A 21460-nucleotide genomic window follows, 5' to 3' on the forward strand; every position below is an offset into this window, starting at 1 on the left:
TGGGTCCGGACGTGCTCCCCCCGGACGACCACCAGCCTTGCGGCGCGTCGCGCCGTTTCCCGGGACGTCCGACCTACCCGCCCCGTGGCCGCCGCGGCGGCCTCTGCCATCCAACCCCATCGGTTCACCCGGGGCGAGCCCCGGGTCGGAGCCTGGGGACGAGCCTGGGGACGACGGGCGGCGAGGCGACCCCCCAGGTCCGCCGGGTACCGTGCTGCGGTGCCCGACACCCCGCCCGACGCGCCCGGAGCCGGCGACGCGCCCGCGTCGGGAGCCCCGGACCGCCCGACCCTGTGGCAGGTCGCCCGCACCCCGCGGATGATCGCCCTGCTGGTCCTGTTCCTCGCCGCCGCGGCGGTCTGCGGCCGCCTCGGGGCGTGGCAGCTCGAGCGCGCCGAGGTCCGCGGCGCGCGTGCCCAGGCCGAGCGGCTCGCGGAGATCGAGGCCCAGCCCGCCGTCCCGCTCGAGGACGTGCTGGCGCCGCAGTCCCCGTTCGACGGCGGGCTCGTCGGCCGGCACGTCGAGGTCACGGGGGAGTACGACGCCGCCGGCCAGCTGCTCGTCACCGACCGGGCGCTGGGCGGCCGCACCGGCTACCTCGTGCTGACCCCGCTGCGGGTCGCGTCCGACGACCCCGCCGCCGACGGCGCCGTGCTGCCCGTGGTCCGCGGCTGGGTCGCGAGCGGTGACGCGAGCGACCCGCTGGTCGCGGTGCCCGACGGCGAGGTGCGGGTGACCGGCTACCTCCAGGGCTCCGAGGACTCCGGCCAGCCGCACGACGCCGCGGAGCCGGGCACGACGGACAGCATCTCGTCCGCCGAGCTGCTGGGCGTGTGGGGCGGGCCGATCTGGACGGGCTACGCGGTGCTCACCGACGCCGACCCCGCGCAGGCCGCCGGCATCGAGCTGCTGCCGCCGCCGACGCGCTCCGGCACCGGGCTGAACATCCAGAACCTCGGGTACGCGGCGCAGTGGTTCGTGTTCGGCGGGTTCGCGGTGTTCCTGTGGGTGCGGCTGCTCAAGGACGAGCAGCTGCGCGACGAGGAGCCGGACGAGCCAGCGGGCGCGGCTCCCGCAGGACCGGCGTCGGCGTAGCGGGCCCTACTCCCGCTGCCACGACCGCCACAGCGACGCGTACTCCCCGCCCGCGGCCACCAGGTCGTCGTGCGGACCGATCTCGCTGATCCGTCCCGCGTCCACCACGGCGACCCGGTCGGCGTCGTGCGCCGTGTGCAGGCGGTGCGCGATCGCGACGACCGTGCGGCCCTCGAGCACCGCGGACAGCGACCGCTCGAGGTGCCGGGCGGCGCGCGGGTCGAGCAGCGACGTGGCCTCGTCGAGGACGAGGGTGTGCGGGTCGAGCAGCACGAGCCGTGCGAGCGCGACCTGCTGGGCCTGCGCCGGGGTGAGCGGGAACCCACCCGAGCCGACCTCGGTCTCGAGGCCCTGAGGAAGGGCCTCGACCCAGTCCCACGCGTCGACCGCCCGGAGCGCGCGCTCCAGGGCCGCGTCGTCGGCGCCGGTGTCCGCGAGGCGCAGGTTGTCGGCGAGCGGCCCGACGAACACGTGGTGCTCCTGGGTCACCAGGGCGACGTGCCCGCGCAGCTCGTCGAGCGGCAGGTCGACGAGCGGCACGTCACCGACGGTCACGGTGCCGCCGGTGGGCGGGTGGATGCCCGCGAGCATCCGGCCGAGCGTGGACTTCCCGGCGCCGGACGGGCCGACGACCGCCAGCCGCTCCCCGGGACGCAGGGCGAGGTCGACGCCGTGCAGCACGTCGTGGCCGGGGCGGTAGGCGTACCGGACGCCGGTGGCCTCGACGTCGTCGCCCTCGGGGCGGGCGTCCCGGGCGGTGCGGTCGGGGGCGACGTCGGCGACGCCGAGGATCCGCGCCAGGGACGTCGCACCGACCTGGATCTCGTCGAGCCAGAAGATCAGCTCGCCGATCGGGTGGATGACCTGGGTCGCGTACAGGGCGATCGTGGTGACCGCGCCCACCGTGGCGTCCCCGGTCGACACCAGGTAGGCGCCCCAGGCCAGCACCGCCACGACCGGCAGCACGAACGACAGGTCGACCCCGGGGAACAGCACGGTGCGGAGGTCGAGCGTGCGGCTCTCGGCGGCGAACGCCTCGCGCAGGTCCGCGTCGACCCGGGCCCGGCGTCGCGCCCCGAGCCCGAGGGCGTCGACCGTGCGCGCGCCCTCGACCGACTCGGTGATCGTGCCGTTCAGCGTGGCGTACGCGGCGGACTCGCGCAGGTAGGCGGGCGCCGCGCGGCGCAGGTACCAGCGGGTCACGGGCAGCAGCAGCGGCAGGCCCGCGAGCAGCCCGAGCGCGACCAGGGGGCTGGTCAGGACCGCGGCGACCACGGTGAGCGTGATGGTCGCGACGGTGACGAGGATCCGCGGCACGCCGAACCGGACCGTGTACTGGACGCGGTCGATGTCCGTGGTGGTCCGCGCGACCAGGTCCCCGGTGCCCGCGCGCTCGACGGTGGACAGCGGCAGCCGGGTCACGGTGCCGACGAACTCCTCGCGCAGGTCCGCGAAGACCGTCTCCCCGAGCACCATCGCGGCGCGCTGGGCGTAGCGGATGAGGACGGTCTGGGCCAGCACCGCGACCACGAGCACGAGCACGGTGCGGTCGACCGCGGACGCCGTCGTGCCCGCGACCACCGCGTCCACCAGGCGACCGAGCAGCCACGGCCCGGCCAGCCCGGCCGTCGCGGCCAGGACGTGCAGCACGACCACCACGGCCAGGCCGCGCCGGTGGCGGCGCAGCAGGGCCGAGGTGTGGCGGCGCAGCGCGGGTCCGTCAGCGACGGGCAGCTTCACGGGGTGCCTCCTGGTCGGTGCCCGGCTCGGTGCCCGGCTGGGTGCCCGGCTGGGTGCCCGGTCCCGGGCGGGGCGCGGGGACGTCGGCGGGGTCGTCGTCGCGCGACACGACGGCGCGGTACGCCCGGCCGACGTCGTCAGCGGCGGTGACGAGGTCGCGGTGCCGCCCGGTGGCGACGACGCGCCCGTCGCGGACCAGGGCGACCTCGTCCACCGAGTCCAGCACCAGCGGGCTCGCGGTGACCACCACGGTCGTCGACCCGCGGCGGGCGTCGGCGAGCCGGCGCGCGATCCGGGCCTCGGTGTGCGCGTCGACCGCGCTCGTCGGCTCGACCAGCACCAGCACCTCCGCGCCGGTCAGCAGCGCCCGGGCGAGGGCGACGCGCTGCCGCTGCCCGCCGGACAGCGACCGGCCCTTCTCCTCGACCTCGCCGTCGAGCCCGCCGGGCACGGAGTCGAGGACGTCGCCGGCGTCCGCGGTGGTCATCGCGGTGCGCAGGTCGTCGCGCGAGGCACCGCCGCGCACGTCGAGCTCGTCGGCGAGCACGCCGGTGAACAGGTGCGGCGTGGACTCGGCGACCACGACCCGGCCGCGCACCTCGGCGAGGGCGAGCCGGTCCAGCACGGTGCGTCCCCACCGCACGCGGGACAGCGGGACGTCGGCGGGGTCGGGCCGCGCCGGCCGCGTGGCCTCCGCACCCGCGTCGTCGGCGTCCTCGTCGCCCGTGCCGACCCGGGGCGGGCCCATCCGGCCGAGCCGCAGCGCGATCCGCGCGGACTCGTCGGGGTCGGCACCGACCAGGGCGGTGAGCCGGCCGGGCGCGGCGACGAACCCGCTGGCCTCGTCGACCAGCGGCTCGCCGGGCGGCGGTCCGGCCTGGGGCTCCGCGGGGTCGTCGGAGCCCGCGGCCGGCACGGACAGCACGCCGATGATCTTGCGGGCGCCGACGACCGCGCGGGTGGTGACGCGGATGGCCTCGCTGGCGGTCCACAGCGGCTGCGTGAGGAACGCCGCGAACCCGTAGAACGACACGAGCTGCCCCGGCGTGATCCGGCCGTCCAGCGCGAGCCGCGCCCCTGCCCACACCACCACCGCGAGGAACAGCCCGGGCAGCAGCGTCTGGAGGGCGTCGAGCAGCGACTGGGTCTGCGACACCCGGACCCCCGCGGCGCGCACCCGCTGCGACTGCGCCCGGTACCGCGCCGCGAACACGTCCTCGCCGCCGATGCCGCGCAGGATGCGCAGCCCCGAGACGGTGTCCGCGCCGAGCGTCGTCAGCCGGCCGGTGGCCTCGCGCTGCTCGGACTGCCGCTTCTGCAGGGCGGGCACGAGCGACGACAGCACGCCGACGACGACCGGCAGCCCCAGGAGAACGAGCAGCCCCAGCGGCACCGACGTGCGCAGCAGGACGGCGCCGAGCGTCAGGTACGCGGCCACCCCGCCGACGAGCCGCGGCAGGATCGCGAACACCTCGCCCATCCGCAGCGCGTCCGAGGCGACGGTCGCGACGACCTCGCCCGTGGGCAGCCGGGCGGTGATCGCGTCGCCGGTGCGCGTGACGTGGTGGCCGATCTGCTGCGAGGACGCGAACGCCGCGCGCAGCCAGTTCTCCACCTCGAGCCGGTGGCCCCAGACGTTCGCCCCGACCTGGACCAGGCCCAGCCCGGCGAGCCCGAGGCAGCCGAGCCACAGCGCCCGCCCGAGCCCCGCGTCCAGCCCGCCGTCCACGACGCGGCCGAGCTGCCAGGGCATCAGCGCGGCGGCGACGTTGCCGACCACGGCCACGGCCGTCGCCCCGAGGAGCACGCCGAGCTGGCGGCGCGCCTGCCAGAGCATGAGGCGCAACGGGCCGGTGAGCGGCGGGTGCCCGGGGTCGGGGAGGGGAAGGGGTCGCACGGCCGACCACGCTACGGGTGACCCCCGACACAGCGACACGGGTTTTGGGCTCGGGGTGGGCGAGAATCGGCAGCGCACCCGCGATCCCGCCGAGAGGACCTCCCCGTCATGACCGAGCCCACCGGCCAGCCGACCCCCGCGACCGCGCAGCCGACCCCCGCGCCCGCCGCCCCGGCGCCGCGTCCCGCGCCCGCCGGGTCCGCCGGACGCCTGACGCGCTACCGGGTGATGGCGTTCGTCACCGGCACGATGCTGCTGGTCCTGTGCCTGGAGATGGTCCTCAAGTACGTGTTCCACGCGGGTGGGGTCGACGCCTCCGGGTCCCCCGAGCCGGTGCTGGGGACCTGGATCGCGATCGTGCACGGCTGGATCTACGTGGTGTACCTGGTCACCGTCGTCCAGCTCTGGTCCGCGATGCGCTGGTCGCTGGGCCGGCTGGCGACGATGGCGCTCGCGGGCGTCGTACCGGTGATGTCGTTCGTGCTGGAGCGGCGGGTGCACGCCGAGGCGGTCGCGCGGATCACGCCGGGGCGCTGACCTCCCTCGCCGTGACCGCCCGCCGCGCACGCCACCGGGCGACCGGACGCTCGACGAGCCACCAGCTCGCGGTCGCCGCGATCAGGGTCAGCCCCAGCACCGCCACCGCGCCGGGGAGGTCCTCGGGGTGGCCGAACCAGCGCGCGAGGGCGCCGTTCCACAGGTACGCCGCGTAGGACACGGTGCCCAGCGCCACGGCGGGCCGCAGCGCCGGCGTCGGCAGGCGCCGCCAGCGGGACGCGTAGGAGATCAGCGCGACGGTCGCGACGGCCACCGTCGGGACGCCGAGCACGTACCAGGACGTGTGCGACGCGAGCCCGGGCAGCAGCGTCCCCGCGAGCAGCGCGAGGACGACGCCCACCTCGAGCGTCCGGCGGGTGCGCGGTGACCCGGGCAGCCCGCGCACCAGGGCGTCGCGGCCGAGGTACCCGGCGCAGCCGATCAGCAGGGCGGCGCCCCACGACGAGGGCAGGGCGTAGACGCGCGCGACGTCGGGGACGACGAGCAGCAGCGTGAGCAGGCAGGCCACGAGCGTGCCGACCACCGCCCAGGCGACCGCGCCCCGCAGCAGCCCCCGCCGCCAGGCCCAGAGCAGCAGCAGCGGCCAGACCAGGTAGAACTGCTCCTCCGTCGCCAGGGTCCAGAAGTGGTACAGCGACTCGCTGCCGTGCGGCAGACCGGGGACGTTGATCGTGTAGGTCAGCGCGGCGACCAGCGACTCGGGCACGAGGTGCGCCTCGCCGAGGACGTCGAACACGCCCTCGACCACCACGTACCCCGCGAGCATCAGCAGCAGCGGCGGGTACAGCCGCAGCGCCCGTGCGGCGTAGAACCGCCCGAACCGCACCCGGCCGTGCCGCTCGAGCTCGCGCACCAGGACACCGGTGATGAGCCAGCCGGACAGCGCGAAGAAGATCGTCACCCCGAGGACGCCCGCCGCGCCGAACCGGTCGGGGGCGGCGTGGTTGAGCAGCACCAGGGCGACGGCGAACCCGCGCAGGGCGTCCAGCCCGGGCAGCCGCGCGGGGCGGGTGCCACCGGGCACGGCGGCGGCGTGGCCGGTGCCCGACAGGGCGGGTGCGACATCATCCCTCACGCTACGGAAGGTATGCCGACCAGGCCGGGCCGGGGAACACCCGCGTCCCGACCGGCCACGACCCGCACCGGATCTTCACACCGTCGCACCGACGCTCACGTGAGAGGAGGGTCGCGTCGCCCGTGGCTATGCTGACGGCGCCACAGACCGACAGGAGGTGCCGCCGTGCCGCTGCAGCACATGCAGATCGGCGAGGTCGCGGAGCGCACCGGGCTGTCCCTGCGCACGATCCGGTACTACGGCGAGGTCGGTCTGGTCCGGCCCTCGGCCCGCACGCACGGCGGCTTCCGCCTGTACACCGAGCCCGACATCGCACGCCTGGAGCTGATCAAGCGCATGAAGCCGCTCGACTTCTCCCTCGACGAGATGGGCGACCTGCTCGGGGTGCTCGACCGGCTGAACGAGCCCGGCCTCACCCAGGAGGACCACGACGCCCTCCTGGAGCGGCTCGTGATGTACCGGCTGGCGGCCGAGGAGCGGGCCCGGGCGCTGCGCGAGCAGCTCGCGGTGGCCGAGGACTTCCACGAGAGCCTGCGCACCGAGATCAGCCGGCAGCGCCGGATCGGCGACCGCTCCGGCTCCTGAGGCGCACTACCCTGGTGGGGTGACCGACGCCTCCGCCGTGCCCCTGCCCGCCCCGGACCAGCCGGACCAGCACCGGCCCGTCCTCGTCGTCGACTTCGGCGCCCAGTACGCGCAGCTGATCGCCCGCCGCGTCCGCGAGGCGAACGTCTACTCCGAGATCGTCCCGCACACCGCGTCCGTCGCGGAGCTCGTCGCCAAGGACCCGGCCGCGATCATCCTGTCCGGCGGGCCGTCGTCGGTGTACGCGGACGGCGCGCCGTTCGTCGACCCGGCGCTGTTCGACGCGGGCGTCCCGGTGCTCGGCATCTGCTACGGGTTCCAGGCGATGGCCAAGGCGCTCGGCGGCACCGTCGCCCAGACCGGCAACCGCGAGTACGGCGGCACGCCCGTCGAGGTCGTCGCGGGCGGCACGGTGCTCGCCGGCAGCCCGGACGAGCAGACCGTCTGGATGAGCCACGGCGACGCGGTGCACGCCGCGCCCGAGGGCTTCGAGGTGCTCGCGACGTCGGCCGGCTCGCCGGTGGCGGCGTTCGAGAACCGGGAGCGCCGCCTGTTCGGCGTCCAGTGGCACCCCGAGGTCAAGCACTCCCCGCTGGGGCAGCGCACGATCGAGCACTTCCTCTACGAGGGCGCGGGCCTGGCGCCGGACTGGAACCCCGGCAACGTCATCGCCGAGCAGGTCGAGCGGATCCGGGCGCAGGTCGGCGACGCTCGCGTCGTCTGCGGGCTGTCGGGCGGCGTGGACTCGTCCGTCGCGGCCGCGCTCGTGCAGAAGGCGGTGGGGGACCAGCTCACCTGCGTGTTCGTCGACCACGGCCTGCTGCGGACCGGTGAGGCCGAGCAGGTCGAGCAGGACTTCGTCGCCTCGACCGGCGTGAACCTCAAGGTCGTCGACGCCCGCGAGCAGTTCCTGCACGCGCTGGCCGGGCACACCGACCCGGAGACCAAGCGCAAGATCATCGGCCGCGAGTTCATCCGCGTGTTCGAGGCGGCGGCGCGCGAGGTCGTCGAGGAGGCCGGCGCGCACGGCGAGGAGGTCAAGTTCCTCGTGCAGGGCACGCTGTACCCGGACGTCGTGGAGTCCGGCGGCGGCGAGGGCGCGGCGAACATCAAGTCGCACCACAACGTCGGCGGCCTGCCCGACGACCTGCAGTTCGAGCTGGTCGAGCCGCTGCGCACCCTGTTCAAGGACGAGGTCCGCGCGGTCGGCCTGGAGCTCGGCGTCCCCGAGGCGATCGTCTGGCGGCAGCCGTTCCCCGGCCCCGGCCTGGGCATCCGCATCATCGGCGAGGTCACGCAGGAGCGGCTCGACGTGCTCCGCGCCGCGGACCTCATCGCCCGCGAGGAGCTGACCCGCGCCGGCCTGGACCGCGAGATCTGGCAGTGCCCGGTGGTGCTGCTCGCGGACGTGCGCTCCGTGGGCGTGCAGGGCGACGGTCGCACCTACGGCCACCCCGTGGTGCTGCGCCCGGTGTCGTCCGAGGACGCGATGACCGCCGACTGGACCCGCCTGCCCTACGAGACGCTCGCGGTCATCTCGACCCGGATCACCAACGAGGTGCCGGAGGTCAACCGCGTGGTGCTCGACGTGACGAGCAAGCCGCCGGGGACCATCGAGTGGGAGTGACGCGCGGCTCGACCCCGCGCGTGCGACGGCCCGGCACCCCGAACGGGGTGCCGGGCCGTTCCGGTGTCACCGCGGCGACGCCGTTCCTGGCTGCGACCAGGACCTATGTCCTAGGCTGAATGGGTGCGGGGCCGTGGGACCAAAGGCCTGATCTGCGGGAATCCGCACTTTGTGCACGCAGTCACGAAGCGGAACTGGGCCGCAGGCATGACCTACGTCCCGCATCGCGGCCGCCGGGGGTAGCAGGCTCTCTCCCGTGGGGCTCGCAGGTTCCACCGGATCGGCCGACGGCCGGTCCGCACCGGGGGTATCTGAAGGGAACACCACATGTCTACCGTGGCAGCGACGGGCGGCTCGAAGGCTGCTCGCGTCATCGGCATCATCTCCGCGATCGCCGGCATCGTCCTGGTCATCGCCGGCGGCGTCACCTGGGGCATGATCTCCAGCCACCTCGCGGACGAGAAGATCACCGTCTCCGAGGACGCCGCGGCGTTCGGCGGCCAGCCGGTCACCAGCCCGTGGACCGCGTTCGCCCAGGCCGACATCATCGCCGAGCACGCGCTCAAGGCGACCGACGGCAAGACCTACGCCGAGCTCGAGCAGGACGACCCGCTGCGGACCGTCGCGATGAACGGCTCGTTCCTGCGGGCCTCGCTCTTCACCTCGGTCGTCGCCTTCGGCGTCGCCGCGCTGGTCATGGGCCTCGGCATCATGTTCGTCCTGGTGGGCTACGCGCTCTTCGTCCTGGCCGGCCGCAAGGTCGCCACGGTCGTCGAGCCGCGGGACGCCACGACGGTCACCGGCGAGGGCCTCAAGGCCTGATCTCCGCACCGCACGCACGCAGGGCCGGGACCCCCACGGGGTCCCGGCCCTGCGTCGTGCCCGGCCTGCGTCGTGCCTCGGCGTGACGGGTCAGCGACCCGCTGCGCCGGTCCCGGCCGGGGTGGCGGTGCGGCCCTCGCGGCCGCGGCGGCGCGCCGAGCTGACGACGGACCCGACCAGCAGCGCCACGCCCGCGGCGGCGAGCAGCACGATCAGCGCGAGCTGGCCGTCGATCTCCGCCCCCGCAGCGAGCGCGAGGATGCCGATGCCGACGGCCGCGACCACCAGGCCCCACACGACGGTCCCGGCCCGCGGGCCGCGGTCCTCGGGCAGGGGGAGCGGCGGGAGCGCTGCGGCGGGCGGCGCGGGGGAGGCGGCGGGCGGCGTCGGGGTCGCGGCCCACCGGGCGGCTGCCGGGCCGGGAGCCGAGGCGGCGGGCGCCGGGGCCGGAGCGGGGTCGACGACGTGCTCGTCGGCGTCCGCCTCGACCGTGCCGAACGTGCGCGTGGCGTCCACGGCGTCGATCTGCTGGGTCTCGTCCGCGTCGATGCGCTGCGTGGCGTCGACGGTGTCGAGCCGCTGCGTCTCGTCGGTGCCGGGGTCGGTCCCGCCGACCGGGATCCGCTCGGTCGCGTCCTGCGGCCTGGTGCCGTCCTCGGGGGTGTCGCCGGGGGTGCGGTCGGTGCTGGTCATCAGTTCTCCTCGATGGTGATGCTGCCGATGCCGAGGTCCACGGACAGCGCGATCTGCGCGTCCCGGCCCTCCGACACGGCGTCGCTGGTGAACCGGCGCTGGTTGCCGACGCCGTCGCTGCCGGACGAGCGGCCGTCGACGAGCCACTCGATCTCCCCGGCGCCGGAGGTCACCTCCGCGCTCACGGCGGCGCCCTCCGGGACGATGACGCGGACGTCGCCGACGCCGCCGTCGATCGGCACGACGAGCGTGTCGTCGGTGAGCGGGACCTCGGTCAGGTCGACCACGGCGTTGCCGATGCCGAACGAGAACCCGTCCTCGGCGTCCGCGCGGGAGGTCACCGTGACGTCGTGGTCGCGGAACGAGGGACCGTCGTCCCAGGTGACGTCGTCGCCGTCGCCGAACGCGACGGCCGGGCCCGCGACGACGATGCCGACGATCGCGAGGGCGGTGAGCCCGCCGCCGGTGCGGCCCCGCAGGCCGGACACGATGATCCCGAGCCCGACGAGCAGCACCGAGCCGCCGACGACCACGGACGCGATCGGGCCGGTGTAGGCGCCGGTGCGGTCGGCGACCAGCAGCAGCGCGAGGCCGATGAGGATCACGCCGACCACCACGCCCGTGACGGCGGTGCCGGGACCGCGGCGGGGCGGCTTCGGGGGACGCACGGGCCGCGGCGGCGGGCCCTGCGGGGGCACCGGGGGCTGGGCGGACCAGCCGCGCGGCGGTGCGGGCGGCGGACCGGCGGACCAGGTCGGCGCCGGGCCGGGGTAGGACGGGCCGGTGGGCGCGGGCCCGGCGTGCTGCTGCCCCGGGTAGGTCGGGGCGGGGGAGGGCGCGCTCGCGTACGGCGGGCGCGGTGCCTCGGCGCCCGCGGGACGCGGCGTGCTCGCCGCGGGGGTGGGGCCCACGGGGCCGGTGCTGCTCATCGGGGACGGTCCTTCCTGGTACGGGGGCTGCCACGCGGGCGGGCCCGGGCGGCCCACCCGGTCGCGGCGCAGGGCGTTGACGAGGATCACGCAGCCGGCGACGATCGCCGCGACCCAGGCGAGGCCGCCGAGCCAGCCGGAGTCGAACGGGCCCCAGCTGAACCACCAGTCGCCGGCGCTCAGGCCGAGGACGACCAGGGCGATCGCCCCGAGCAGGGCGATGTCGAACCGGCCCCGGATCGTCTCCTCGAGGTGGATCCGGCCGTCGGTCTGCTCGGGCAGGAGCGCCCACGCCAGGCCGTAGAGCACGAGGCCGAAGCCCATGAGCATCGTCACGCCGACCAGGCCGCGGGCCAGCAGCGGGTCGATGCCGAACCGGGTGGCGACGCCGCCGGCGACCCCGCCGACCCAGCGGTCGGAGGACCGGGACACGCCCGTGCGGCGGATCGCCGCGAAGAAGCCGTTCATCCCGCTGCCGTCGGTCGGGGGTGCCGGGGGCGGCACGGGGCCCGGGGCGCTGTGCCCACCCGGCCCGCCCAGCGGCGTGCCGGTGCCGGACCCGTGGTCGGCGCTGTCGTTCGTCATGCTCCGATCCTGCTCGCCGGGGGACCCCGGGGGCATCGGGTACCCCCCTGATCCGCCCCTGAGTGCACCCGGGGGCGCCCCTGGTCCTGGTCCGGGTGGCGTCCGGGGGGCTCCGTGACGTGTGACGATCGGGGCATGGAACCGACGACCCGGCTGCCGCTGCGCCGCCCCGAGCGCGGCCGCGTGCTCGGCGGGGTCGCGGCCGCGGTCGCGCTGCACCTCGACGTGTCCGTGCGGATGGTGCGGCTGCTGCTCGTGCTGCTCGTGCCGTTCGGGGGCGTGGGCGTGCTGCTCTACGTGTTCTGGTGGGTCACCGTGCCCGTCGGGGACGCGGTCGCGGTCGCCGAGGCCGAGCGGCCGGCGGCCCTGTCCCGGCTCGCCCGGCAGCAGGAGAGCGAGGTCGTCGTCCGGCTGCGGCGGCTGCCGTGGACCCAGATCGCGATCGGCGTGGCGCTGCTCGCCGGCGCCGTCGCGCTGCTGCTGGCCCGGTCCGGCGCGGACGTGGTCGGCAGCTGGGTGGTGCCCGTGCTGCTGCTCGTCGCGGGCGCGGCGCTCGCGTGGAGCCAGCTCGACGCCGTCCAGCGGGAGCGCCGTGGCGGGCTGCGCGGGCCGGTCAGCGTGCTGCGCCTGGTCGGCGGGCTCGTGATCGCGGGCGTCGGCGTGCTGCTGCTGGTCGGCCAGGAGGCGACGCCCGGGACGCTCGTGCAGTCGATGATCGCCGCGGTCGCGGTGCTGGGCGGCGTCGCCCTGGTGCTCGCGCCGTGGTGGCTGCGTCTGGTGCGGGAGCTCGGCGACGAGCGTGCCGCGCGGGCCCGCGAGTCCGAGCGCGCCGACATCGCGGCGCACCTGCACGACTCCGTGCTCCAGACGCTCGCGCTGATCCGGGCGCGCGCCGACGACCCGACCGAGGTCGCCCGGATGGCCCGCGCGCAGGAGCGCGAGCTGCGGGCGTGGCTCTACGACGACCGCCCGGAGCCGGGCACGTCGGTCGCGGCGGTGCTGGCCGCGATCGTCGCCGAGATCGAGGACACCCGGACCGGACCCGACGGCGAGGCCGTCACCATCGAGACGGTCGTGGTCGGCGACACCGCGCCGGACGCGAACACCGACGCGCTGCTCCAGGCCACCCGGGAGGCGCTGCTGAACGCGGTGCGGCACGGCCGCCCCCCGGTGTCGCTGTACCTGGAGGCCGGACCCGAGGAGGTCGAGGTGTTCGTCCGGGACCGCGGGGAGGGGTTCGACCCCGACGCCGTGCCCGCCGACCGGTTCGGGGTGCGCGAGTCGATCCTCGGCCGGGTGCGCCGGCGCGGCGGTCGTGCGGCGGTGGTGTGCAAGGACGGCGGGGGCACGGAGGTGCGGCTGCGGGTGCCGCTGGACCGTGGGGCGCCGCACGGCGCACCTGCGACGGGTGGCGCGCAGGCGACGCCGGGCGGGGGCGGGCCGACCGGTTCCGCCGACGACGAGAGGACGGTGCAGGCATGAACGACGCCCCGGTCGACGTGGTGCTGGTCGACGACCACCTGATGTTCCGCGCGGGGGTGAAGGCCTCCCTGGACGCGCGGGTGCGCGTGGTCGGCGAGGCGGCGACGGTCGACGAGGCCGTGCAGGTCGTGCACGCGACCCGGCCGCCCGTCGTGCTGCTCGACGTGCACCTGCCCGGCGGGGACGGCGGCGGCGGCGCCGAGGTGATCCGCGCGTGCCAGGACCTGCTGGCGGGGACCCGGTTCCTCGCGCTGTCGGTGTCCGACGCGGCGGAGGACGTGGTCGCGGTGATCCGCGCGGGCGCCCGGGGGTACGTGACGAAGGCGATCTCCGGACCCGACCTGTGCGACGCCGTGCTGCGCGTCGCCGGCGACGACGCGGTGTTCTCGCCCCGGCTCGCCGGGTTCGTGCTGGACGCGTTCGGCACGGCTGCGGGTGACGTCGCGACCGGTGACGACGAGCTCGACCGCCTGTCCGCCCGCGAGCGCGAGGTCATGCGGCTGATCGCCCGCGGCTACTCCTACCGCGAGGTCGCCGGGGAGCTGTTCATCTCGATCAAGACCGTCGAGACCCACGTGTCGGCCGTGCTGCGCAAGCTGCAGCTGTCGTCCCGGCACGAGCTGACCCGGTGGGCGGCGGCGCGCCGGCTGCTCTGAGGCGGCCGTGGCCCGCCGCCCGCCGACGGGTCAGACGTTGCAGGTGTAGGTGACGCCGTCGACCTGGTGGACGCCGTCGCCGAGCTCCGCGCAGGTCTGGAAGATGCCGACGAACAGCCCGGTGAAGCCGAACGCGGCGACCAGGCCGACGACCAGCCACAGCGCGCCGACCACGATCCCGGCGATCGCCAGGCCGCGGCCCGAGGCCGTGCCGCGGCGGACCCGCACGAGCGCCACGATGCTGAGGACGAGCCCGACCAGGGCCGTGCACCCGAGGACGGACGTCACGAGCCCGGCGATCGCGAGCGTGGCGGACGGCTGCGCGGGGGAGGGCGCGCCCGGGGCGGGGTACGCGCCACCGGGGGCGGGGTAGGCCGCGCCGGGGGTCGGGTACGCGGCGCCGGGGGCGGGGTAGGCCGCGCCCGGGGTCGGTCCGGGCCGGCCGGGGGGCGGCACGGGCTGGTCGGGGGTCGAGTACGGCGGCGGGACGGGCGTCGACATGGGGCCTCGTTCGTGCAGGTGGGGACGGGGTGCGCGGCGCTGCCGCGTCCGGCATCGTCGCACGGCGGCGTGGGACGATGGGCCGGACGCCCCCCTCGTCCCACCCCGGGAGGACCCCCATGGATCTCGTCTACGGCCTGCTCGTCGTGCTGCACCTGGTCGGCTGGGCCATCGTGCTCGGCGGCTGCCTGGTGACCCTGCGCACGTCGGAGCTTCCCGAAGGGCGCGCTGCACGGCGCCCTCACCGCCCTCGTCACCGGCATCGTGATGGTCGGGCTGCGCTCGGCCGAGGTCGGCGACCTGGAGCCTCCGGACAACGCCAAGATCGCGGTGAAGCTGCTGGTCGCGCTGGTCGTGACCGGGCTGGTCTGGTACGGCAGCCGCAAGCCCGAGAAGGTCACCCGCGGGACCGTCGGCGCGGTGCTCGGGCTGACGCTCGTCAACGTGCTGGTCGCCGTCCTCTGGCGGTGACGGTGCCGCCGGCCGTACCGGCCCGGCTCGGCCGTGTCGGTGGGGACGCCTAGGCTGGATCCCGCCATGACGTCGCTCTTCGAGAACCTCCCGCTGCCCGGACTCGCCCTCTCCGACCTCGGTCGCCTGCCGGCTGCCGTACCGCCGCGTGCCGACGCGGCGGACGACGCCGACGCCCGCCCGGACCGGCGCGACGAGACCGGGCACGGCCGTGCCCCGTCCGTCGACGCGGAGGCGCTGCTGGACGGGCTGAACCCCGAGCAGCGCGCCGCGGTCCTGCACCACGGGGGTCCGCTGCTCATCGTCGCGGGCGCCGGGTCGGGCAAGACGCGGGTGCTGACCCACCGGATCGCGCACCTGCTCGCCACCCGGCGGGCCCGGGCGGGCGAGATCCTGGCGATCACGTTCACCAACAAGGCCGCGGCCGAGATGCGCGAGCGGGTCGCCGCGCTGGTCGGGCCGTCCGCGCGGTCGATGTGGGTCTCCACGTTCCACTCCGCGTGCGTGCGGATCCTGCGGCGCGAGGCGACGACGCTGGGCCTGCGCACCTCGTTCTCGATCTACGACGCGGCGGACTCGCAGCGGCTGCTCACCCTGGTCGCCCGGGAGCTCGACCTCGACCCCAAGCGGTACCCGCCGAAGGCGCTGGCGTCGAAGATCTCGAACCTCAAGGACGAGCTGGTCGACCCCGAGCAGTTCGCGGCGACGTCCGGCGGCGCGTCCGGCAGCGACTTCGACCAGGCGCTCGCGCAGGTCTACACCCGCTACCAGCAGCGGCTGCGGCAGGCGAACGCACTGGACTTCGACGACCTCATCATGACGACGGTCAACCTGCTGCAGGCGTTCCCCGCGGTGGCCGAGCACTACCGGCGCCGGTTCCGGCACGTCCTCGTCGACGAGTACCAGGACACCAACCACGCCCAGTACGTGCTGGTCCGCGAGCTCGCCGGCGCGGGGACGGAGGACGACGGGCTGCCGCGGGGCGAGCTCACGGTCGTCGGTGACGCGGACCAGTCGATCTACGCGTTCCGCGGCGCGAGCATCCGCAACATCATGGAGTTCGAGGCCGACTACCCGGACGCCACGACGATCCTGCTCGAGCAGAACTACCGGTCGACGCAGACCATCCTGTCGGCCGCCAACGCGGTGATCAGCAAGAACGCGGGTCGCAAGCCGAAGCGGCTGTGGACCGACTCCGGCGCCGGCCCGAAGATCGTCGCCTACGTCGCGGACAGCGAGCACGAGGAGGCCCGCTTCATCGCGGAAGAGATCGACCGCCTCGGCGACTCCGACGGGGTGCGCCCCGGCGACGTCGCGATCTTCTACCGGGCGAACGCGCAGTCGCGCGCGCTGGAGGAGGTGCTGATCCGCGTCGGCCTGCCGTACAAGGTGGTCGGCGGCACCCGGTTCTACGAGCGCCGGGAGATCAAGGACGCCGTGGCGTACCTGCGCGCGGTCGCGAACCCGGACGACGACGTGAACCTGCGCCGGATCCTCAACGTCCCGAAGCGCGGGCTGGGGGACCGGTCGGAGTCGATGGTCGCCGCGTTCGCCGAGCGCGAGCGCATCTCGTTCGGCGCCGCGCTGGACCGGGTCGAGGAGGTCCCGGGGCTCGGCACCCGCGCGATCACGGGGCTGCGCGGGTTCGCGCAGATGATGGCGGACATCCGCGACCTGGTGGAGTCGGGCGCCGGCCCCGCGGAGATCCTCGGGGTGGCGCTCGACCGCAGCGGCTACCTCGCCGAGCTGCGCGCCAGCGAGGACCCGCAGGACCAGACCCGCGTCGAGAACCTGGCCGAGCTGCACGCCGTCGCGACCGAGTTCGAGCAGGCGGAGCCCGAGGGCGACCTCACGGACTTCCTCGAGCGGGTGTCGCTGGTCGCGGACTCCGACCAGATCCCCTCCGACGACGGTGGCGACGACGACGGCGAGGCGAAGCCCGACCAGGGCGTCATCACGCTGATGACGCTGCACACCGCGAAGGGCCTGGAGTTCCCGGTGGTGTTCCTCACCGGCATGGAGGACGGCACGTTCCCGCACATGCGGTCGCTCGCCGACACCGACCAGCTCGCCGAGGAGCGGCGGCTCGCGTACGTCGGGCTCACCCGCGCCCGGCAGCGGCTCTACATCTCGCGCGCCGCGGTGCGCACCGCGTGGGGCGTGCCGAACGAGTTCCCGCCGAGCCGGTTCCTCGACGACCTGCCCGACGACCTCGTGGACTGGCGGCGCCGCGAGTCCAGCAACGACCGGTTGCGTGGCCCCGGCGGGTTCCTCGGCGGCCGGTCCGGGTACGCGTCCGGATCGGGCTACGGCGGGTCCGGCAGCGGCTCGGGCGGGTCCGGGTCGAGCGGGTCCGGGTCGGGCGGCTGGAAGAAGAGCACCGCCGCGTCCCGGGCGGGCCAGCCCGCGAAGGCGCCCGGGTCGGGGGGTGCGACGTTCGGCTCCGCCACCCCGCGTCCGGACGCCGCGATCCCGACGCTCGCGATCGGCGACCGGGTGACGCACGACGCCTACGGGCTGGGCACGGTGGTCGCCGTCGAGGGCGGCGGGCCCAACGCGGTCGCAAAGGTCGACTTCGGCACCGAAGGCACGAAGCGTCTGCTGCTGCGGTACTCGCCCGTCACCAAGCTGTGAGGGCCGGCGGGCGCTGACGTCCGCCGGGCGCCGACGTCCGAACGGGTGGACCGGGCCGCGCGCCGCAGCCCGGTCCGGCATGATCGGCCTATGCGCAGCCCACTGTTCGACCAGGTCAACGCCGAGGTCCAGACCGCCGACCGCTTCACCCTGCAGAGCTCGAAGATGCTCAAGGTGACGCTCGGCCCCGACGTGCTCGCGGCGAAGGGCGCGATGGTCGCCCACCAGGGCCAGGTCCAGTTCCACCACGAGTCGTCCGGTTCGCTGGCCCGGTTCGTCAAGCGCGCGATCAGCGCCGACGACCAGCCGCTGATGCGGGTCTCCGGTCCCGGCGAGGTGTTCTTCGCCCGCGCGGCCGAGACGGTGTTCCTGCTCCAGCTCGAGGGTGACGCGATCAGCGTCGGCGGGTCGTCGCTGCTGGCGTTCGACGCCGAGCTGCAGTGGGACATCCACCGCACCAAGGGCGCGGGGATGATGACCGGCGGGTTCTTCAACACCCTGATCCAGGGCCACGGCATGGTCGCGATGACGTCGCACGGCCAGCCGATGATCCTCGACTGCTCGCAGCAGCCCACGTACGTCGACCCGAACGCCGCGGTCTGCTGGTCGGCGAACCTCACCCCGGGCGTCGTGTCGAGCATGAACGTCAGCTCGCTGCTGCGCGGCGGCACCGGCGAGGCGTTCCAGTACGCGTTCCACGGCCCGGGCTTCGTCGTCGTGCAGCCGTCCGAGGGCTACCCGGTCGCCCCCACGGCCTGACCCGCTCGACCGACGTGCCCCGCACCCGCCCGCGGGGTGTGTGGAAGGGTCCTGGCCGACACGCCCGGCGTGTCGGCCAGGACCCTTCCACTCGACGGCGAGCGGCCAGCGGGCCAGCGGGGTCGGCGGGTCAGGCTGCCGTGGTGGCGCCGAGGCGGGTCGTGGTGTCCGCGGCGAGGGCCGCGGGGTCCACGCCGCAGCGGCGGAGCAGCGCGTGGCCGTCGGTGTCGTCGAGGCGGATGATCGCGAGCAGCACGTGCCCGGCCTCGATGCGCCGGTGCCCGAGCCGGAGCGCCTCGCGGAGCGCGACCTCGAGCGTCTTCTTCGCGTCCCGGGTGAACGGCAGGTGCCCGGGGGTGCGGCGCGGCCCGCGGGCCCGGGGGTGGGCGCGGTCGAGGGCGCCGGCGCCGAAGGTGCTGTCGGCGGAGCGGCGCACCGCGTCGAGGTCGATGCCGAGCGCGGCGAGGGCGCCCGCGTCGAGGCCGTCGGTGTCGAACCGGTCGAGCAGCGTCTCCCGGTCGGCGCCGTGCGCGGCGAGCGCCGCCCGGGTGCCCGGGTCCGCGTCCGTGAGCGCGACCAGCAGGTGCGCGGGCGTGATCCGGGGGTCGCCGAGGTCGCGGGCGACCTGCTGGGCCTGCACGACGGCCTCGCGGGCGCCGGTGGTGAACCGTTCGAACATGGGTCTGCTCCTCTGCGCGGTGACGGGCGGTCAGGGGGTGCGGCGGTGGTGCTTCTGGTGCACGGCCTGGCGGCTGACGCCGAGGGCCTCGGCGATGTCCTGCCAGGACCAGCCGAGCTCGCGGGCTCGGCCGACCTGGAGGGTCTCGAGCCGGTCGGCGAGGACGCGCAGGGAGCGCACGGCGCGCAGGCCGGTGGCGGGGTCGCCCGCGGTGGCGGCGGTCAGGGTGCCCGCGGTGTCGTCGGCGTCGTCCATGCCGTCAAGGTTGGTTGACGCCCGGCGATCTGTCAAGACGTGTTGACGGTGCGACCCGGGTCACATATCTCGACGTGGAGATAAACCCCGGGCCCCGGGCTACGATCGTCCGCGGCAGAGCAGCCGATCCCGCAGGGATGCAGGGCGACGGAAGGACCGCGACAGGTGGACCTGTTCGAGTACCAGGCACGCGACATGTTCGAGAAGCACGGGGTGCCCGTCCTGGGCGGGATCGTCGCGACGACGCCCGCCGAGGCGCGCGCGGCGGCCGAGACCCTGCTGGGCGCCGACGGCGCCACGGGCGTGGTCGTCGTCAAGGCGCAGGTGAAGACCGGCGGCCGCGGCAAGGCGGGCGGCGTCAAGCTGGCCCGTTCCGCGCAGGAGGCCGAGGAGCGCGCGGCCGAGATCCTCGGGATGGACATCAAGGGCCACACCGTCCACCGCGTGATGATCGCGGCGGGCGCCAGCATCGCGACGGAGTACTACTTCTCGCTGCTGCTCGACCGGGCCGAGCGCCGGTACCTCGCGATGGCGAGCGTCGAGGGCGGCATGGAGATCGAGCAGCTCGCGGTCGAGCGCCCCGAGGCGCTGGCCAAGGTCGCCGTGGACCCCCGCGTCGGCATCGACCAGGCCAAGGCCGACGAGATCGTCGCCGCCGCGGGCTTCGACGCGGACGTCGCGCCGAAGGTCGCCGCGGTCCTGACGAAGCTGTGGGACGTGTACCGCGAGGAGGACGCCACGCTGGTCGAGGTGAACCCGCTCGTGCTCACCGAGGACGGCCGGGTCGTCGCGCTCGACGGCAAGGTGACCCTCGACGGCAACGCGGAGTTCCGCCACGAGGACCACGCGGCCCTCGAGGACGCCGCCGCGGCGGACCCGCTGGAGGCCCGCGCGAAGGAGAAGGACCTCAACTACGTCAAGCTCGACGGCGAGGTCGGGGTCATCGGCAACGGCGCGGGTCTCGTCATGAGCACCCTCGACGTCGTCGCGTACGCCGGGCAGCAGCACGGCGGCGTGAAGCCGGCGAACTTCCTCGACATCGGCGGCGGTGCCTCGGCCGAGGTGATGGCCGCGGGGCTGGACATCATCCTGTCCGACCCGCAGGTGAAGTCGGTGTTCGTCAACGTCTTCGGCGGCATCACCGCCTGCGACGCGGTCGCCAACGGCATCGTCGCGGCGCTGGGCATCCTGGGCGACCACGCCACGAAGCCGCTGGTCGTGCGGCTCGACGGCAACAACGTGGTCCAGGGCCGGCGGATCCTGCGCGACGCCGCGCACCCGCTGGTGACCCTCGCCGAGACGATGGACGGGGGCGCCGCCGAGGCCGCCCGTCTGGCATCCGTCTGACCTCCCGAACCTCCTGACGCAGCGACGCGAGAGACGAGACAGCACACACATGGCGATCTTCCTGACCGCGGAGTCCAAGGTCATCGTGCAGGGCATGACCGGGTCCGAAGGCAGCAAGCACACCACCCGCATGCTGGCGGCGGGCACCACCGTCGTCGGCGGCGTGAACCCCCGCAAGGCGGGCACCAGCGTCGAGTTCCCGCGCGGTGACGGCTCCGGCCTCACCGTCGCGATCCCGGTGTTCGGCTCGGTGGCGCAGGCCGTCGAGTCGACCCGGGCCGACGTGTCCGTGATCTTCGTGCCGCCGGCCTTCACCAAGGCCGCGGTCATCGAGGCCGTGGACGCCGGCGTCCCGCTGATCGTGATCATCACCGAGGGGGTGCCCGTCGCGGACACCGCCGAGTTCTTCGCCTACGCGCAGGCCAAGGGCGTGCGGCTGCTCGGCCCGAACTGCCCCGGCCTGATCAGCCCCGGGAAGTCGAACGTCGGCATCATCCCGTCGGACATCACCGGCCCGGGCCGCATCGGCCTGGTGTCGAAGTCCGGCACGCTCACCTACCAGATGATGTACGAGCTGCGGGACCTCGGGTTCTCGACGGCCGTCGGCATCGGCGGCGACCCGATCATCGGCACGACGCACATCGACGCCCTCGCGGCGTTCGAGGCCGACCCCGAGACCGACCTGATCGTCATGATCGGGGAGATCGGCGGGGACGCGGAGGAGCGGGCCGCGGCGTACATCGCCGAGCACGTGACGAAGCCGGTCGTGGGCTACGTCGCCGGGTTCACCGCCCCCGAGGGCAAGACGATGGGCCACGCCGGCGCCATCGTCTCCGGCTCCGCGGGCACCGCCCAGGCCAAGAAGGAGGCCCTCGAGGCGGCCGGGGTCAAGGTCGGCACCACGCCGACCGAGACCGCCGAGCTCGCCCGGGCGCTGCTGTCCTGACCCACCTCGCGACCGCCGTGGCGCCGCGCACCCGCGCGCGCACCGGCGGTCGCGTGCTGCCCGGGCGGGCGTGGGGGACGCCACGCGCGGCGCGCCGGGCCGGTTGGGCCGGTGCGGGCGCCAC

20 protein-coding genes are annotated in these 21460 nt (G+C 75.2%); 12 read left to right on the forward strand and 8 right to left on the reverse strand.

The genetic code is table 11. The annotated features are described in order from the left end of the window. The first annotated feature begins 219 nt into the window (after positions 1-219). Entirely contained in the window at positions 220-1095 is an 876-nt protein-coding gene (locus AC1VL8_RS09360) for an SURF1 family protein (protein ID WP_483074976.1), read from the forward strand. Positions 1096-1101: 6 nt separating this feature from the next. On the opposite strand, the gene AC1VL8_RS09365 is transcribed toward AC1VL8_RS09360, so the two are convergent. Further along, complete coding sequence (locus AC1VL8_RS09365; protein ID WP_483074977.1) at positions 1102-2835, reverse strand: ABC transporter ATP-binding protein; 1734 nt, start codon at positions 2833-2835, stop codon at positions 1102-1104. Then, a complete protein-coding gene (locus AC1VL8_RS09370) occupies positions 2816-4732 on the reverse strand; it encodes an ABC transporter transmembrane domain-containing protein (protein WP_483074978.1) in 1917 nt (638 codons plus the stop codon). Before AC1VL8_RS09370 ends, AC1VL8_RS09365 begins: the two co-directional genes overlap by 20 nt. Before the next feature lie 108 nt (positions 4733-4840). Here AC1VL8_RS09370 and AC1VL8_RS09375 point away from each other — a divergent pair, with 108 nt between their 5' ends. Then, positions 4841-5269: a DUF3817 domain-containing protein gene (locus tag AC1VL8_RS09375; RefSeq protein WP_483074979.1), complete on the forward strand. Its 429-nt coding sequence runs from the start codon at positions 4841-4843 to the stop codon at positions 5267-5269. Here the strand turns inward: AC1VL8_RS09375 and AC1VL8_RS09380 are convergent. Beyond that, positions 5253-6365 (reverse strand): acyltransferase family protein, encoded by a 1113-nt coding sequence (locus AC1VL8_RS09380; protein WP_483074980.1) that lies wholly within the window; start codon positions 6363-6365, stop codon positions 5253-5255. The genes AC1VL8_RS09375 and AC1VL8_RS09380 overlap by 17 nt on opposite strands. 165 nt (positions 6366-6530) lie before the next feature. Between AC1VL8_RS09380 and AC1VL8_RS09385 the strand changes: the two genes are divergently transcribed. The 3 genes from AC1VL8_RS09385 to AC1VL8_RS09395 all read left to right on the forward strand — a co-directional run bounded on the left by AC1VL8_RS09385 (position 6531) and on the right by AC1VL8_RS09395 (position 9399). Beyond that, positions 6531-6950, forward strand: coding sequence for a MerR family transcriptional regulator (locus tag AC1VL8_RS09385; RefSeq protein WP_389226161.1), 420 nt, complete (start codon positions 6531-6533; stop codon positions 6948-6950). 19 nt (positions 6951-6969) lie between these two features. Then, positions 6970-8577 carry a glutamine-hydrolyzing GMP synthase gene (guaA, locus tag AC1VL8_RS09390; RefSeq protein WP_483074981.1) on the forward strand — a complete coding sequence of 536 codons (1608 nt, stop codon included), beginning with the start codon at positions 6970-6972 and terminating at the stop codon, positions 8575-8577. Positions 8578-8904: 327 nt separating this feature from the next. Beyond that, on the forward strand, positions 8905-9399 hold the full coding sequence (locus tag AC1VL8_RS09395) for an aromatic ring-opening dioxygenase LigA (RefSeq protein WP_483074982.1): 495 nt from the start codon (positions 8905-8907) through the stop codon (positions 9397-9399). 90 nt (positions 9400-9489) lie between these two features. Here AC1VL8_RS09395 and AC1VL8_RS09400 read toward each other — a convergent pair whose 3' ends face one another. Then, positions 9490-10092, reverse strand: a complete 603-nt coding sequence (locus tag AC1VL8_RS09400) for a hypothetical protein (RefSeq protein WP_389226170.1) — start codon at positions 10090-10092, stop codon at positions 9490-9492. Further along, positions 10092-11606, reverse strand: a complete 1515-nt coding sequence (locus AC1VL8_RS09405) for a PspC domain-containing protein (protein WP_483074983.1) — start codon at positions 11604-11606, stop codon at positions 10092-10094. The genes AC1VL8_RS09400 and AC1VL8_RS09405 overlap by 1 nt, the downstream gene beginning before the upstream one ends. A 135-nt stretch (positions 11607-11741) precedes the next feature. Here AC1VL8_RS09405 and AC1VL8_RS09410 point away from each other — a divergent pair, with 135 nt between their 5' ends. Continuing rightward, positions 11742-13088, forward strand: coding sequence for a PspC domain-containing protein (locus AC1VL8_RS09410; RefSeq protein ID WP_483074984.1), 1347 nt, complete (start codon positions 11742-11744; stop codon positions 13086-13088). Beyond that, on the forward strand, positions 13085-13744 hold the full coding sequence (locus tag AC1VL8_RS09415) for a LuxR C-terminal-related transcriptional regulator (protein WP_389226179.1): 660 nt from the start codon (positions 13085-13087) through the stop codon (positions 13742-13744). Before AC1VL8_RS09410 ends, AC1VL8_RS09415 begins: the two co-directional genes overlap by 4 nt. A gap of 30 nt (positions 13745-13774) precedes the next feature. Here AC1VL8_RS09415 and AC1VL8_RS09420 read toward each other — a convergent pair whose 3' ends face one another. Further along, positions 13775-14245, reverse strand: coding sequence for a DUF4190 domain-containing protein (locus AC1VL8_RS09420; protein WP_483074985.1), 471 nt, complete (start codon positions 14243-14245; stop codon positions 13775-13777). A 267-nt stretch (positions 14246-14512) separates the two neighbouring features. Between AC1VL8_RS09420 and AC1VL8_RS09425 the strand changes: the two genes are divergently transcribed. The 3 genes from AC1VL8_RS09425 (at position 14513) to AC1VL8_RS09435 (ending at position 18109) form a co-directional block, all read left to right on the forward strand. Then, entirely contained in the window at positions 14513-14716 is a 204-nt protein-coding gene (locus AC1VL8_RS09425) for a hypothetical protein (RefSeq protein WP_483074986.1), read from the forward strand. Positions 14717-14782: 66 nt separating this feature from the next. Further along, positions 14783-17350 (forward strand): DNA helicase PcrA, encoded by a 2568-nt coding sequence (pcrA, locus tag AC1VL8_RS09430; protein ID WP_483074987.1) that lies wholly within the window; start codon positions 14783-14785, stop codon positions 17348-17350. A gap of 90 nt (positions 17351-17440) precedes the next feature. Then, positions 17441-18109: an AIM24 family protein gene (locus tag AC1VL8_RS09435; protein WP_389226191.1), complete on the forward strand. Its 669-nt coding sequence runs from the start codon at positions 17441-17443 to the stop codon at positions 18107-18109. A 130-nt stretch (positions 18110-18239) separates the two neighbouring features. On the opposite strand, the gene AC1VL8_RS09440 is transcribed toward AC1VL8_RS09435, so the two are convergent. Beyond that, positions 18240-18788, reverse strand: a complete 549-nt coding sequence (locus AC1VL8_RS09440; RefSeq protein WP_483074988.1) for a Clp protease N-terminal domain-containing protein — start codon at positions 18786-18788, stop codon at positions 18240-18242. A gap of 30 nt (positions 18789-18818) precedes the next feature. Further along, positions 18819-19043 (reverse strand): helix-turn-helix domain-containing protein, encoded by a 225-nt coding sequence (locus AC1VL8_RS09445; RefSeq protein ID WP_389226196.1) that lies wholly within the window; start codon positions 19041-19043, stop codon positions 18819-18821. A gap of 165 nt (positions 19044-19208) precedes the next feature. Between AC1VL8_RS09445 and sucC the strand changes: the two genes are divergently transcribed. Then, positions 19209-20390, forward strand: coding sequence for an ADP-forming succinate--CoA ligase subunit beta (sucC, locus tag AC1VL8_RS09450; RefSeq protein WP_389226199.1), 1182 nt, complete (start codon positions 19209-19211; stop codon positions 20388-20390). Between the two features lie 49 nt (positions 20391-20439). Then, on the forward strand, positions 20440-21336 hold the full coding sequence (gene sucD / locus AC1VL8_RS09455) for a succinate--CoA ligase subunit alpha (RefSeq protein ID WP_389226202.1): 897 nt from the start codon (positions 20440-20442) through the stop codon (positions 21334-21336). The last annotated feature ends 124 nt before the right edge of the window (positions 21337-21460 follow it).

It is taken from the genome of Cellulomonas sp. KU4C, assembly GCF_056868065.1.

What these genes read in the sequence shown, in the direction of transcription:
- AC1VL8_RS09420 (WP_483074985.1), bottom strand. Translation starts at nt 14,245, where the DNA reads ATGTCGACGCCCGTCCCGCCGCCGTACTCGACCCCCGACCAGCCCGTG.
- AC1VL8_RS09375 (WP_483074979.1), top strand. Translation starts at nt 4,841, where the DNA reads ATGACCGAGCCCACCGGCCAGCCGACCCCCGCGACCGCGCAGCCGACC.
- AC1VL8_RS09415 (WP_389226179.1), top strand. Translation starts at nt 13,085, where the DNA reads ATGAACGACGCCCCGGTCGACGTGGTGCTGGTCGACGACCACCTGATG.
- pcrA (WP_483074987.1), top strand. Translation starts at nt 14,783, where the DNA reads ATGACGTCGCTCTTCGAGAACCTCCCGCTGCCCGGACTCGCCCTCTCC.
- AC1VL8_RS09440 (WP_483074988.1), bottom strand. Translation starts at nt 18,788, where the DNA reads ATGTTCGAACGGTTCACCACCGGCGCCCGCGAGGCCGTCGTGCAGGCC.
- sucD (WP_389226202.1), top strand. Translation starts at nt 20,440, where the DNA reads ATGGCGATCTTCCTGACCGCGGAGTCCAAGGTCATCGTGCAGGGCATG.
- AC1VL8_RS09445 (WP_389226196.1), bottom strand. Translation starts at nt 19,043, where the DNA reads ATGGACGACGCCGACGACACCGCGGGCACCCTGACCGCCGCCACCGCG.
- AC1VL8_RS09405 (WP_483074983.1), bottom strand. Translation starts at nt 11,606, where the DNA reads ATGACGAACGACAGCGCCGACCACGGGTCCGGCACCGGCACGCCGCTG.
- AC1VL8_RS09435 (WP_389226191.1), top strand. Translation starts at nt 17,441, where the DNA reads ATGCGCAGCCCACTGTTCGACCAGGTCAACGCCGAGGTCCAGACCGCC.
- AC1VL8_RS09425 (WP_483074986.1), top strand. Translation starts at nt 14,513, where the DNA reads ATGGTCGGGCTGCGCTCGGCCGAGGTCGGCGACCTGGAGCCTCCGGAC.
- AC1VL8_RS09410 (WP_483074984.1), top strand. Translation starts at nt 11,742, where the DNA reads ATGGAACCGACGACCCGGCTGCCGCTGCGCCGCCCCGAGCGCGGCCGC.
- AC1VL8_RS09400 (WP_389226170.1), bottom strand. Translation starts at nt 10,092, where the DNA reads ATGACCAGCACCGACCGCACCCCCGGCGACACCCCCGAGGACGGCACC.
- AC1VL8_RS09395 (WP_483074982.1), top strand. Translation starts at nt 8,905, where the DNA reads ATGTCTACCGTGGCAGCGACGGGCGGCTCGAAGGCTGCTCGCGTCATC.